Raw genomic sequence first — 12,457 nt, 5'->3', positions numbered from 1 at the left:
GTCGCTGTTTTCTGGAGTTTTTGATGCTGTTTCCGATCCTGCTGTTGTCGGCAGCCGGTTTTACCGTGCTGACCACAGAGTTCATCATCGTCGGCCTGTTGCCTTCCATCGCCCGGGACCTCGATGTAAGCGTGTCCCAGGCCGGGTTGCTGGTGACGTTGTTCGCCTTCACCGTGGCGGCGTTTGGCCCGTTCCTCACCGCATATTTCGCCCGGTTCGAGCGCAAGCGGCTGTTTATCACGATCCTGATCATGTTCGGCCTGGCCAACACTCTGGCGGCGATGGCCTCGAATATCTGGGTCATGTCCCTGGCCCGGTTGATCCCGGCACTGGGGCTGCCGGTGTTCTGGGCCCTGGCCAGCGAAACAGCGGTGGACATTGTCGGGCCGGACTTCGCCGGCCGCGCGATTGAAAAAATCGGCTTCGGCATCGTGTGTGCCACGGTCTTCGGGATCCCGGTGGGCACGCTGATTTCCGATATGTTCGGCTGGCGCACCGCCTTTGGCATTCTTGCGGTGGTGGCGTTCGCCAAGGCCCTGCTGCTGTTTATCTACCTGCCGAAGACCCGGGCAAAAAACGACCAGGTCAGCCTGCGCTCGCAGTTCAAGATCTTGCGCAGCCCGCTGATGCAGGGCCATATCCTGCTGTCGATCCTGGTGTTCAGCGGGATGTTCACCGCCTACACCTACCTGGCAGACATTCTCGAACGCCTGGCGGGTTTTGACGGCACGGTAGTGGGCTGGTGCCTCATGGGCTTTGGCGCGGTCGGCCTGATCGGCAACTCTTTGGGCGGGCGCATGGTCGACCGTCATCCGCTGATTGCGTCGATGGTGTTCTGCGGTTTCATGATCGCCGGCATGGTGGCGCTGGTGCCCGCCATCCATTCCACGATCGGGTTGGCGGCGGCGATGGCGGTATGGGGCGTGACCCAGGCGGCATTGTTTCTGGTCAGCCATGTGCGACTGATGAAGGCCGCACCCCATGCGCCGGCGTTTGCCGCCTCGTTGAACATTGCCGGGGCCAACCTGGGGATTGGCCTGGGGGCGCTGGTGGGCGGGCACGTGATCGACACCCTGGGCCTGGGCAGCCTCGGGTTTGCCGCGGCGGGCTTTATCCTGTTGTCGATCCTGCTGGCGCTGTGGCTGATGACTGCCAAGACCCGCGCCGTCTGCGCCTGAGCCTTCAGGGCAGGGAAGTGAACAGCTCCCGTCTGGCACCTTCGGTAATCGCCACGATGCCGGGGTGCTTGACCTTGCGCTCCACCGAGATTGCATAAAACGATTCGGTCACCGCATCCGTCTGGCCGATCAGCGCCACGCCATACTGGCGTTCCACCTCGTCGGCAATCACGCTCGGCGCGATGAAAATCCCGCTGCCGGATTGGCCAAAGGCCTGCATCAACGCACTGTCGTCAAATTCCCCGACAATCCGAGGCTGGATCTGCTGCTCGGCAAACCAGCGCAGCAAACGGCTGCGCACCACCGTCTCCGCCCCCGGAATCAACAGCGGCGCACCCTGCAGGCATTGTGGGAAATCGCCGCGATGCTGGTCAGCCAATGCCGGGGTTGCGAAAAAGCTGATGCCGCATTCCCCGAGCTTCTGGCTGTAGCCCTTGATGTCCAGGTGCGGCGGCATCGGGCTGTCGGAGATCACCAGGTCCAGGCGCTGGATCGCCAGGTCCGCCAGCAAGCGTTCGAGTTTGTCTTCACGGCAGGTGATGCGGATCGGCTCGCTCAACTCCATGGTTGGCGCAATCAGCCGATAGACGATGGACTTGGGCACCACATCCGCGACGCCAACCCGGAACAGGATCTGCTGCTCATTGGGCTGGGTGCGCAACATCGCTTCAAGCTCATTGCCCAGCTGGAACATCTGCTCGGCATAGGGCAGCGCCTGGCGCCCGGCTTCGGTCAGCTCCAGCTGGCGCCCGACCTTCTGGAACAATGCCACGCCAAAGGTCTGTTCCAGCAGGCTGATCTGCCCGCTGATGGTCTGCGGCGTGAGGTTCAGTTGCTCGCAGGCGCGCACGATGCTGCCGGTCTTGGCGACGACCCAGAAGTAGTGCAGTTGTCGGTAATTGAGCATGGCGGCCAATACTTCGTTAAAGCCGAAGTATAAACGAAAAAAATACGAATTTTCCTGAAGTGTTACCCTGCATAGAATGCGTCGCTATCGAGGGGCCACTACTTGGACCCGAAGGTTCTAACGAGGAACGCATCATGAAACTCAATTCCCTGGGCGCAACGGCGTTACTTGGGCTTTCATTAGTCATGCTCAGTGGCTGTGACCAAGCGGAAAAAAGCGCGCAACAATTGCTGGGCAAGGCCACCGAGTCGGCCAAGCAAGTGATTGACGACACCCACCAGGCCGCCGAACAGGCGTTGAGTGACGCGACCAAGGGCTTGATCGCACCGCCGCAAGGCAAGCAGGACAAGCCGGAACAGGAAGACAGCAAGCCTGAGTCCACCTCCCAAGAAACCTGATACCCGCACACAACACCAGGAATGACCTATGGAATACCTTTTACAACTGGCCGCCAGCCCGACCGCGTGGATCGCACTGGCCACCCTGATCGTCATGGAGATCGTGCTGGGGATCGATAACCTGATCTTTATCTCGATTCTCACCAACAAGTTGCCGGTGAAGCACCGGGCCAAGGCCCGCCGCATCGGCATCAGCATGGCATTGATCCTGCGTCTGGGCCTGTTGAGCACCATCGCCTTTATCGTGCAGTTGACCGAGCCGGTCATCGACATCCTGGGGCAGTCGTTCTCCTGGAAAGACATGATCCTGATCGCCGGTGGCCTGTTCCTGGTGTGGAAGGCCACCACCGAGATCCATCACAGCATGGACCCCGAGAAGGAGCATGTGGACACCGGCGCGCCGAGCGTGACCCTGGGCTTCGCCTCGGCGATTGGCCAGATCCTGCTGCTGGACATGGTGTTTTCCATCGACAGCATCATCACCGCCGTGGGTATGACCGAGCACTTGCCGATCATGATCATTGCCGTGGTGGTCTCGGTGATCGTGATGCTGGTGGCGGCCGAGCCGCTGGCCAAGTTCATCAACGACAACCCGACCATTGTGATGTTGGCCCTGGGCTTCCTCATCATGATCGGTATGACGCTGATCGCCGAAGGTTTTGGCGCCCATGTGCCAAAAGGCTATGTGTATGCGGCCATGGCGTTCTCGGCGGCTATCGAATGCCTGAACATGATGCGACGCAACCGGCATAAACGGCTTGCTGCCAAACACTAAGGGCTGAACATAAGGGCCGACTGCATGCAGTCGGCCTTTTGCTGTCTGCTAGAATCCGCCCACTTGACGCCTTGAGGGATACCCATGAACGAGCCGATTCGCCTGACCCAATACAGCCACGGTGCTGGTTGCGGTTGCAAGATCTCACCTCAGGTACTGGAAGTGATCCTCGCCGGCAGTGGCGCACAGAACCTCGACCCCAAGCTCTGGGTAGGCAACGCTTCGCGCGATGACGCGGCGGTGTACGCCATCGACGAGGAGCGCGGCGTGGTGTCCACCACCGACTTTTTCATGCCGATCGTCGATGACCCCTTCGACTTCGGCCGCATTGCCGCCACCAATGCCATCAGCGATATCTATGCGATGGGCGGCGATCCGTTGATGGCCATCGCGATTCTCGGCTGGCCGGTCAACGTGCTGGCTCCGGAGATTGCCCGGGAAGTGATTCGCGGCGGCCGTTCCGTGTGTGACGCTGCCGGGATTCCCCTGGCCGGCGGCCACTCCATCGACGCCCCCGAGCCGATCTTCGGCCTGGCCGTCACCGGGCTGGTGGAGAAGCGCCACATGAAGCGCAACGACACCGCCACCGCCGGTTGCCAACTGTACCTGACCAAACCCCTGGGCATCGGCATCCTCACCACGGCCGAGAAGAAGGGCAAGCTGCGCGAGGCCGACGTGGGCCTGGCCCGTGACTGGATGTGCACCCTCAACAAACCCGGCAGCCGTTTTGGCAAGCTGGCCGGTGTCACGGCCATGACCGACGTCACCGGTTTCGGCCTGTTGGGCCACCTGGTGGAAATGGCCGACGGCAGCCAATTAACTGCCCGCATCGAATACGAAAAAGTCCCACGCCTGCCTGGGGTTGAGTACTACCTGGAACAGGGCTGCGTCCCCGGCGGCACCTTGCGCAATTTCGACAGCTACGCCAGCAAGCTGGGGCGCCTGAACGAACTGCACAAACGCGTGCTGTGCGACCCGCAAACCAGCGGCGGGCTGCTGGTGGCGGTCACCCCCGAAGGCAATGCCGAATTCCTCGCCGTGGCGGCGGAGCTGGGCCTGAACCTTGAGCCGATCGGCGAACTGGTTGAGCGACAGACCAACGCGGTAGAGGTGTTCTGATGCCCATCGACATCACCGATTACCGCGATATCTTTCTCAACGACCGGCCGATGATGGATACCCGCGCGCCGATCGAGTTCATCAAGGGCGCGTTTCCCGGGGTGGTCAACCTGCCGTTGATGACCGACGACGAGCGCGAACGGGTGGGCACCTGTTACAAGCAGCAAGGCCAGCAGGCGGCCATTGTTCTCGGGCACGAACTGGTGTCCGGGGCGATCAAGGCCGAACGTATCGAACACTGGGCGCGTTTTGCCCAGGCCAATCCGGATGGTCTGCTGTACTGCTTTCGCGGCGGGATGCGTTCGCAGATTGCCCAGCAATGGTTGAAAACCGAGGCGGGTATCGACTATCCGCGAGTGGGCGGTGGCTACAAGGCCATGCGGACTTTCCTGCTCGACACGGTTGAAAGCGCCACCGCGCAATGCGACTTCGTACTGTTGGGCGGCATGACCGGTACCGGCAAGACCGAAGTGCTCGGCCAGTTGAACAACGCCCTGGACCTGGAAGGCCACGCCAACCATCGCGGTTCCAGCTTCGGCAAACGCGCCACGGCGCAACCTTCCAACATCGACTTCGAAAACCGCCTGGCGGTGGACCTGCTGAAAAAGCGCGCCGCCGGTATCGAGCAGTTTGTGGTCGAGGATGAGAGCCGCATGATCGGCAGCTGCGCGCTGCCGTTGCCCCTGCACAAAGGCATGCAGGGCTTCCCGATGGTCTGGCTGGAAGACAGCGTTGAAGGCCGGGTGGAGCGCATCCTGAAGGATTATGTGGTGGACCTCTGCGCCGAGTTTGTCGCGGTGTTTGGCGACACTGGCCAGGAACTGTTTGCCGAGCGCCTGACCCAGAGCCTGGGCAATATCCACAAGCGCCTGGGCGGCGAGCGGTTTGCGCGGTTGCACGCGATCATGCAGGAAGCATTGGCAGAACAAGCCAGCAGCGGCGCGGTGGATTTGCACCGCGGCTGGATTGAAGGGCTGCTGCGTGAGTACTACGACCCGATGTATGCGTTCCAGCGGGAAAGCAAAGGCGCGCGTATCGAGTTTGCGGGAGAGCAAACGGCGGTGGTGGAGTATTTCCGGGACAGGCTCGCTCGGCGTACGTGATTGATTGAGTTTGCCGGCCCCTTCGCGAGCAAGCCCGCTCCCACATTCGACCGCGTTTATCCAGTAGGAATGCGGTCAAAAGGTGGGAGCGGGCTTGCCCGCGAAGAGGCCCTCAAACTCACCCAATCACTACAGGATAAACGCCCCGATCAGCCCACACACCACCCCCATCAGCATGGTCAAGCCGGCCACAGTCACCAGCACCCGCGCATCGAAATCCTTGCGCAGCATCAGCAGCGACGGCAGGCTCACGCTCGGCAGCGTCATCAGCAAGGCCACGGCCGGGCCGGTGCCCAAGCCGAGGGTCATCATGGTTTGCACGATGGGGATTTCGGCGGCGGTCGGGATCACGAACAACGTGCCGACAATCGCCAGAGGCACCAGCCACACCAGGCTGTTGGCCATGGCGCCGTCAACGTGGGGAAACAGCCAGACCCGCGCCGCGCCAAGGATCAGCACCGCCAGGATGTACACCGGAATCGTGCTCCAGAACAGCTGCCACAGGGTGCGCAGCCAGCGGGTCAGGAACGGTTCGGTTTCGGCATGGCTGGCCTGGGCCACGGCGTCGAGCGCGGCTTCCGGTACCTGCTCCGGCCGCGCGATGCGTTGCGCCACCAGCGAAACACCCACCACCAGCACGATCCCGGCCACCAACCGCAGCGCGGTAAAGCCCCAGCCCAGCACAAAGCCCATGAACACCAGTGTCGCCGGGTTCAGCACCGGGTTGGCAATCCAGAACGCCAGCGCCGCGCCGACCGAGACTTTCTGCCGACGCATACCGGCCGCCACCGGAGCGGCGCAGCAACTGCACATCATCCCCGGCAGGGCGAACAGCCCGCCACGCAGGGTAGATCCCAGCCCGGCACGGCCAAACAGGCGCAGCAGCCAGTCCCGTGGGATCAGCACTTGCAGCAATGAGCCGAGAATGACCGCCAGCACCGCAGCCTTCCAGATCGCCAGGAAATACACCTGGGCATAGGCCAGCGCCGCGGCCAGTGGCGCGCTTTGCTGGTCGTTGAGAATCGAGGCGCCGATGCTGTGGTTGTCTGCCGCGATAAACGCCTTGGCGTAGTAGGGCGACCATTTCACGTAGTAGAGGCCGACGCAGGCCACCAGCAGGAACAGCGCTGGTTTCCACCAGAAGGACCAGCCCCGGGCAGGCTGGGTGGAGGAGAGGTTGGACATGTAGATGATCCGCAGGTGAGTCAATAGCGCAACATCATACGCTGTACAAGGCCGCCTCCGAAGCACTGTGGCGAGGGAGCTTGCTCCCGCTGGAGTGCGAAGCGCTCCCAGAATTTTGGGGCCGCTTCGCAGCCCAGCGGGAGCAAGCTCCCTCGCCACGGGTCTTCGGGGGCGGTCAGATATCGGCGCTGACTTGCGTTGCGTCCGGGCAAGTCTGCTGGCCATTGTCCAGGCCTTGCTTGTAGTTGCGGCTGAGCAGCGAGGCCTTGCCGTTGTGCCAGGTCAGGGTCAACACATACAAGCTATCGAAATCGCTGCCGGACCAATCGTCGGTAATCACATGTTTTTCACCGACGGCCTCGCTTGCCACCTTGTTGATCAAGTCCGGCAGATACCCATGGGACCAGGCAGTGTAGATGACGGCGTTGTGGTATTTGTCTTCCACCAGTTCGTCAGCGAGGGCGCTGGTGTCATTGGCCGAGAACTTGATGTTGACCGGCAACCCGAGCTTGATCGCGCTGGGGCTGATGGTCATCAACGGGCGGATGTAGCTGTAGGAGTTGTCTTTCTCGCCTTCCTCGACATTGCGGGTCGGGTTGGGTGCGAACACGTAGTTGGCGTTGCCGAATTTTTCCGGCAGCACGGTGGCCAGGTTCATCGCACGGTTAAGCCCCTGGCAGTTGAGTTGGCCGAGGCCCCCGGCAGGTTTCTCCCCATGGCGCAGGAACACCAGGGTTTGCACGCCGTCGACCGGCTGGGCGCGGCTGACCCGCGATTCCAGGCTAAGGCCGACCGCGGCGCTCACCAGCAATACCGGCAGCAGGATGTAGGAGTAGCGTTTGAAGCGTTTCGCAAGGCACAGAGGCTTGATGGTCATGATGGTTCTAAGTCTCGGTGCAGGGATTCAGGGCAAGCAAGCCCAGCCATCGGGCGCTCTTTAAGAGTCCCCCAAGGCAGTTTGGTTCGTTTCGCGGGGGAGATGGGGCGGCATCCTTGCCGTGTGCAGGAGATTAACCCGCAGATGTTGCTGAATTAAGACGGATGCACGATAGGCACTGAACCACTACTCTCCTACTTTTATCAGGAGTCCCATGATGAACTCACTTTCAGACTTCCCCATCACCGCCAAATGGCCGGCCCGGCATCCCGAGCGTCTGCAGCTGTATTCGTTGCCCACGCCCAACGGGGTCAAGGTGTCGATCATGCTCGAGGAAATCGGCCTGCCCTACGAGGCGCACAAGGTCAGTTTCGAGACCCAGGACCAGCTTTCCAGCGAGTTCCTGTCGCTGAACCCCAACAACAAGATCCCGGCGATCATCGACCCCAATGGCCCGAGCGGCCAGGCGCTGGGGCTGTTCGAGTCGGGCGCGATCCTGATCTATCTCGCCGAGAAGAGCGGTGAATTGCTTCCCGAAGACCCGGCGATGCGTTACGAGACGATCCAGTGGCTGATGTTCCAGATGGCCGGTATCGGACCGATGTTCGGCCAGGTGGGGTTCTTCAACAAATTCGCCGGCGCGGCCTATGAAGACAAGCGCCCGCGCGATCGCTACGTCGCCGAGTCGCGCCGCTTGCTGGAGGTGCTGGAAAAGCGCCTGTTGGGCCGCACCTGGATCATGGGTGACGAGTACAGCATCGCCGATATCGCCACCTTCCCGTGGGTTCGCAACCTGATCGGCTTCTATGAGTCCGGCGACCTGGTGGGTATTACCGACTTCCCGAACGTACTGCGGGCCCTGGACGGGTTTGTCGCCCGGCCGGCGGTGATCCGTGGCTTGAACATCCCAGCATAAGGACCGGCATGGCTTCTTTCGACTTCAAACAACTGGACGTTTTCAGCAGCGTGGCCGTCAAGGGCAACCCGTTGGCCGTGGTGCTGGGCGCCGACAGCCTGAGCGACCAGCAGATGGCGGATTTCGCCAACTGGACCAACCTCAGCGAAACCACCTTCCTGCTCAAGCCCCGTGATCCACGAGCGGACTACCGCGTAAGGATCTTCACGACCCTCAAGGAATTGCCGTTTGCCGGCCATCCGACCCTGGGCAGTTGCCATGCCTGGTTGCTGGCCGGTGGCCAACCCGCTGGGGAGGAGATCATCCAGGAGTGTGAGATCGGCCTGGTGCGCATCCGCCGCCAGGGCGATGAACTGGCGTTTATCGCGCCACCGTTGCTGCGTTCCGGCCCGCTGGAAGCTGAATTGGTCGAGCGCGTGCGTCGGGCCCTGGCCCTTGAACCCGGTGCGATTTTGCGCAGCCAGTGGGTGGATAACGGCGCGGGCTGGCTGGCGGTGATGCTGGCGGATCGCGAGCAGGTACTGGCACTGCGGCCGGACTATTCGCAGTTGCAGGGCTTGGCCGTGGGCGTGATCGCCCCGTGGAATCCCGAGCGGGATGGCGATGAGGCGCAGTTTGAGGTGCGGGCCTTTATTGCCGGCGACGGCGCTCCGGAAGATCCGGCCACCGGCAGCCTGAACGCCGGTGTCGCCCAGTGGTTGCTGGGCGAGGGTTTGGCGCCCAGTTGCTATGTGGTCAGCCAGGGCACCGCCATGGGCCGCGCCGGGCGAATCCGCATTGAACACAGCGGCGAGGAAATCTGGGTCGGCGGCGCGGTTGCCGTTTGCATTGAAGGCCGTCTACGGCTCTAGATCAATGCAATTGTTACCGACACTGCAATAAACTGTTCCGCACTTGGCGTTTGTGCTCTGCGGTGCACGAGGCATAAGCTTTCGCCCCAAAGATTTTTGGCCTGCCTTTTTTCAGGAGCATCAATGTCCAGCCAGTTCCCCGAAGCCCGTCCACGCCGCCTGCGCCGCTCCCCGGAGTTGCGTGGCCTGTTCCAGGAAAGCGAATTCACCCTCAATGACCTGGTGCTGCCGATCTTCGTTGAAGAAGAAATCGACGACTTCGTGCCGATCACCAGCATGCCCGGGGTGCAGCGCATTCCCGAGTCGAAGCTGGCCGGCGAGATCGAACGCTATGCGAAAGCCGGGATCAAGTCGGTGATGACCTTCGGCGTGTCCCACCACCTGGACGCCTCGGGCAGTGACACCTGGCAAGAGCGTGGCCTGGTGTCGCGCATGTCCTCGATCATCAAGGATGCGGTGCCGGAAATGATCGTGATGTCCGATACCTGTTTCTGCGAATACACCGACCACGGCCATTGCGGCGTGATGCACGGCGCCGAAGTCGACAACGACCGCACCCTGGTCAACCTTGGCAAGCAAGCTGTGGCTGCCGCTCGTGCCGGTGCCGATGTGATCGCGCCGTCTGCCGCGATGGACGGGCAGGTCCAGGCCATTCGCCGGGCCCTGGATGAAGCAGGCTTCAGCCATATCCCGATCATGGCCTATTCCACCAAGTTCGCCTCGGCCCTCTACGGCCCGTTCCGCGAAGCCGGCGGCAGCGCGCTGAAGGGCGATCGCAAGAGCTACCAGATGAACCCGATGAACCGCCGCGAAGCGGTGCGCGAATCGTTGCTGGATGAGCAGGAAGGTGCGGACGCGCTGATGGTCAAGCCGGCCGGCGCGTACCTGGACATCATCCGCGACATCCGCGAAGCCTCGCGTTTGCCGGTGGCGGCGTACCAGGTCAGCGGCGAGTACGCGATGATCAAGTTCGGCGCCCAGGCGGGTGCGATCGATGAAGCCCGCGTGGTACGGGAAACCCTGGGCTCGATCAAGCGCGCCGGTGCGGACTTGATCTTCACCTACTTCGCGATGGACCTGGCACTCGCCGGGATCTAATTAACCTGTGGCGAGGGAGCTTGCTCCCGCTGGGGCGCGCAGCGGCCCTGAAAATGGGCCTGCTGCGCAGTCCAGCGGGAGCAAGCTCCCTCGCCACAGAAGGCTGTTCGCGGCTGCTTGCAACTTAGCGCTGGGCAAACGCCAGGTTCAGCCCCAACCCCGCAAACGCCGCTGCAAAACTGCGGCGCAGCCAGTTCTGTACACGTGGCGATTCGATCACCGCGCGGCGGAACACATTGGCCAGCAGGCCATAAATCACAAACACCGCAAACGTCATCGCCATGAATACACTGCTCAGCAACAGCATTTGCAGGGCCGGTGCGCCCGCGCCCGGGGTGACGAATTGCGGCAGGAACGCCAGGAAGAAAATCGTCAGCTTGGGGTTCAGAATATTCAGCAACAGGCCTCGCACCATCAGGCTGCGGGCGCTGGAAAGCGTCGGTGTGTCGTTCATGGCAAAGGCCGTTCGGTCCCGCCAGGTGGCGTAGGCGAGGTACAGCAAGTAGGCGGCCCCGGCATACTTGAGGGCTTCGAACGCCAGGGCGCTGGTATGCAGCAGGGCGGACAGCCCAAGCACGGAGGCCAACAAGTGCGGGACGATCCCGGCGGTACAGCCCAGCGCGGCGAACACACTGGCGCGCTTGCCGGCGGTCAGTCCGGTGGACACGGTGAAGATCACGCCGGTGCCGGGAATGAGCACGACGATCAGGCAGGTGATCAGGAAGTTCAGGCTAAGCATGGCATTCAAACTCCTTGTAGGAACGACGGGAGCCTGATCCTTTCACGTTGCGGTTTTTTTGGCGAGTGCGGCAGGTCGGCGAACCCCGGTTAGACTTACCGGTCGATATCTGCCAAGACTGGCCCATTGTCGCCCAAGGAAGCCCCATGCGTTCATCTCGCCTCATCCTGTGCCTTACCACCTTATTGGTATTGGCCGGCTGCTCCAGCCAGCGCACCCAGCAACTGCCGGAACGCAGCGAAGCCGAGGTGAAAGCGCAGATCGTGCGACTGATGCCGGCCAGCGTGCCGGATCGTGGCGGCTGGGCCCAGGACATCTACACCGCCTTCAACACGCAGAAAATCTACCCCGGTACGGAGAACATCTGCGCGGTATTGGCCGTGACCGAGCAGGAGTCCACCTATCAGGTCGACCCGCCGGTCCCGAACATGGGCAAGATCGCCCAGGACGAAATCCTGCGGCGCGCCGCTAAAGTCCATGTGCCGGCGGTATTGGTGCGCACGGCACTGCAACTGCGCTCGCCCACCGGCAAGTCCTACGCCGAGCGCTTGAACGCTGCGCGCACCGAGCGGGATTTGAGTGGAATCTTTGACGACTTCATCAGTGTCGTGCCCTTGGGCAATACGCTGTTTGGCGGCTTCAACCCGGTGCATACCGCAGGCCCGATGCAGGTCAGCATCGACTTCGCACAGAAGCAGGCCCGGGATTATCCCTACACCGTGGATGGCAGCATCCGCCGGGAAGTGTTTACCCGCCGAGGCGGCATGTACTTTGGCATCACCCATCTGCTGGGCTACCCGGTGAATTACGACCAGATGCTGTACCGCTTCGCCGATTTCAATGCCGGTTGGTACGCCAGCCGCAACGCCGCATTCCAGGCAGCGGTCAGCCGGGTCTCGGGTACCCCGCTGGCGCTGGACGGTGATTTGATCAACTACGGCTCGTTCCTGCCAGGCACCACCGAGCTGGCAGTGCGCTCACTGGGCAAGGCGCTGGACATGCGCAACCCGAGCATCCGCAGCCAGCTGGAGCAGGGCGAGCGCCTGGATTTTGAAGACACCACCCTGTACCAGCGAGTGTTCGCCCTGGCCGACAAGGCCGCCGGCAAACCGGTGCCGCGGGCGATCCTGCCGGGCATCGTGCTGAAAAGCCCGAAGATCACCCGCAACCTCACCACGGCCTGGTTTGCCAAGCGCGTGGATGAGCGTTATCAGCGCTGCATGAAGCGTTAGGCTTATCACCGGGGATTTACCGGGCTGATGTTGATGGTCCGGATGGCTGCGGTGGGATACACCTCCAGTCTTGTCCCCA

At 62.1% G+C, this 12,457-nt stretch carries 13 protein-coding genes; 9 read left to right on the top strand and 4 right to left on the bottom strand.

Annotation, left to right across the window (positions count from 1 at the left end; all coding sequences use genetic code 11):
• Nucleotides 1-23: 23 nt before the first annotated feature.
• A complete protein-coding gene (locus tag QF039_RS16310) occupies nt 24-1,178 on the top strand; it encodes an MFS transporter (RefSeq protein WP_102604855.1) in 1,155 nt (384 codons plus the stop codon).
• Nucleotides 1,179-1,182: 4 nt separating this feature from the next.
• Here the strand turns inward: QF039_RS16310 and nhaR are convergent, their stop codons facing one another.
• Nucleotides 1,183-2,085 carry a transcriptional activator NhaR gene (gene nhaR, locus QF039_RS16305; RefSeq protein WP_177045279.1) on the bottom strand — a complete coding sequence of 301 codons (903 nt, stop codon included), beginning with the start codon at nt 2,083-2,085 and terminating at the stop codon, nt 1,183-1,185.
• A gap of 134 nt (nt 2,086-2,219) precedes the next feature.
• Here nhaR and QF039_RS16300 point away from each other — a divergent pair, with 134 nt between their 5' ends.
• From QF039_RS16300 to mnmH, 4 genes are all read left to right on the top strand, one after another.
• A complete protein-coding gene (locus tag QF039_RS16300) occupies nt 2,220-2,483 on the top strand; it encodes a hypothetical protein (RefSeq protein WP_177055136.1) in 264 nt (87 codons plus the stop codon).
• 28 nt (nt 2,484-2,511) lie between these two features.
• Nucleotides 2,512-3,258: a TerC family protein gene (locus QF039_RS16295; protein ID WP_003211245.1), complete on the top strand. Its 747-nt coding sequence runs from the start codon at nt 2,512-2,514 to the stop codon at nt 3,256-3,258.
• Nucleotides 3,259-3,342: 84 nt separating this feature from the next.
• Nucleotides 3,343-4,377: a selenide, water dikinase SelD gene (selD, locus tag QF039_RS16290; protein WP_003211248.1), complete on the top strand. Its 1,035-nt coding sequence runs from the start codon at nt 3,343-3,345 to the stop codon at nt 4,375-4,377.
• Entirely contained in the window at nt 4,377-5,480 is a 1,104-nt protein-coding gene (gene mnmH, locus QF039_RS16285; protein WP_307519474.1) for a tRNA 2-selenouridine(34) synthase MnmH, read from the top strand. The genes selD and mnmH overlap by 1 nt, the downstream gene beginning before the upstream one ends.
• A gap of 129 nt (nt 5,481-5,609) precedes the next feature.
• Here the strand turns inward: mnmH and QF039_RS16280 are convergent, their stop codons facing one another.
• Together QF039_RS16280 and QF039_RS16275 are read right to left on the bottom strand one after the other, a co-directional pair.
• Entirely contained in the window at nt 5,610-6,665 is a 1,056-nt protein-coding gene (locus tag QF039_RS16280) for a permease (protein WP_307519472.1), read from the bottom strand.
• Nucleotides 6,666-6,840: 175 nt separating this feature from the next.
• A complete protein-coding gene (locus QF039_RS16275; RefSeq protein ID WP_102604857.1) occupies nt 6,841-7,542 on the bottom strand; it encodes a histidine phosphatase family protein in 702 nt (233 codons plus the stop codon).
• Between the two features lie 217 nt (nt 7,543-7,759).
• Between QF039_RS16275 and QF039_RS16270 the strand changes: the two genes are divergently transcribed.
• The 3 genes from QF039_RS16270 (at nt 7,760) to hemB (ending at nt 10,407) form a co-directional block, all read left to right on the top strand.
• Nucleotides 7,760-8,458 carry a glutathione S-transferase N-terminal domain-containing protein gene (locus QF039_RS16270; protein ID WP_008435902.1) on the top strand — a complete coding sequence of 233 codons (699 nt, stop codon included), beginning with the start codon at nt 7,760-7,762 and terminating at the stop codon, nt 8,456-8,458.
• A gap of 8 nt (nt 8,459-8,466) precedes the next feature.
• On the top strand, nt 8,467-9,309 hold the full coding sequence (locus QF039_RS16265) for a PhzF family phenazine biosynthesis protein (protein WP_307519469.1): 843 nt from the start codon (nt 8,467-8,469) through the stop codon (nt 9,307-9,309).
• A 123-nt stretch (nt 9,310-9,432) separates the two neighbouring features.
• Entirely contained in the window at nt 9,433-10,407 is a 975-nt protein-coding gene (hemB, locus tag QF039_RS16260; RefSeq protein WP_003211635.1) for a porphobilinogen synthase, read from the top strand.
• 124 nt (nt 10,408-10,531) lie between these two features.
• Here hemB and QF039_RS16255 read toward each other — a convergent pair whose 3' ends face one another.
• A complete protein-coding gene (locus QF039_RS16255; RefSeq protein ID WP_307519466.1) occupies nt 10,532-11,146 on the bottom strand; it encodes a LysE family translocator in 615 nt (204 codons plus the stop codon).
• A 146-nt stretch (nt 11,147-11,292) separates the two neighbouring features.
• Here QF039_RS16255 and QF039_RS16250 point away from each other — a divergent pair, with 146 nt between their 5' ends.
• Complete coding sequence (locus tag QF039_RS16250) at nt 11,293-12,378, top strand: DUF1615 domain-containing protein (RefSeq protein WP_307519464.1); 1,086 nt, start codon at nt 11,293-11,295, stop codon at nt 12,376-12,378.
• Nucleotides 12,379-12,457 lie beyond the last annotated feature (79 nt).

It is taken from the genome of Pseudomonas sp. W2I6 (assembly GCF_030815935.1).
GTDB lineage: Bacteria > Pseudomonadota > Gammaproteobacteria > Pseudomonadales > Pseudomonadaceae > Aquipseudomonas.
The sequence above is the reverse complement of the archived record's forward strand: the minus strand, read 5'-3'. Positions and strand labels throughout refer to the sequence as shown.

What these genes read in the sequence shown, in the direction of transcription:
- QF039_RS16310 (WP_102604855.1), top strand. Translation starts at nt 24, where the DNA reads ATGCTGTTTCCGATCCTGCTGTTGTCGGCAGCCGGTTTTACCGTGCTG.
- nhaR (WP_177045279.1), bottom strand. Translation starts at nt 2,085, where the DNA reads ATGCTCAATTACCGACAACTGCACTACTTCTGGGTCGTCGCCAAGACC.
- QF039_RS16300 (WP_177055136.1), top strand. Translation starts at nt 2,220, where the DNA reads ATGAAACTCAATTCCCTGGGCGCAACGGCGTTACTTGGGCTTTCATTA.
- QF039_RS16295 (WP_003211245.1), top strand. Translation starts at nt 2,512, where the DNA reads ATGGAATACCTTTTACAACTGGCCGCCAGCCCGACCGCGTGGATCGCA.
- selD (WP_003211248.1), top strand. Translation starts at nt 3,343, where the DNA reads ATGAACGAGCCGATTCGCCTGACCCAATACAGCCACGGTGCTGGTTGC.
- mnmH (WP_307519474.1), top strand. Translation starts at nt 4,377, where the DNA reads ATGCCCATCGACATCACCGATTACCGCGATATCTTTCTCAACGACCGG.
- QF039_RS16280 (WP_307519472.1), bottom strand. Translation starts at nt 6,665, where the DNA reads ATGTCCAACCTCTCCTCCACCCAGCCTGCCCGGGGCTGGTCCTTCTGG.
- QF039_RS16275 (WP_102604857.1), bottom strand. Translation starts at nt 7,542, where the DNA reads ATGACCATCAAGCCTCTGTGCCTTGCGAAACGCTTCAAACGCTACTCC.
- QF039_RS16270 (WP_008435902.1), top strand. Translation starts at nt 7,760, where the DNA reads ATGAACTCACTTTCAGACTTCCCCATCACCGCCAAATGGCCGGCCCGG.
- QF039_RS16265 (WP_307519469.1), top strand. Translation starts at nt 8,467, where the DNA reads ATGGCTTCTTTCGACTTCAAACAACTGGACGTTTTCAGCAGCGTGGCC.
- hemB (WP_003211635.1), top strand. Translation starts at nt 9,433, where the DNA reads ATGTCCAGCCAGTTCCCCGAAGCCCGTCCACGCCGCCTGCGCCGCTCC.
- QF039_RS16255 (WP_307519466.1), bottom strand. Translation starts at nt 11,146, where the DNA reads ATGCTTAGCCTGAACTTCCTGATCACCTGCCTGATCGTCGTGCTCATT.
- QF039_RS16250 (WP_307519464.1), top strand. Translation starts at nt 11,293, where the DNA reads ATGCGTTCATCTCGCCTCATCCTGTGCCTTACCACCTTATTGGTATTG.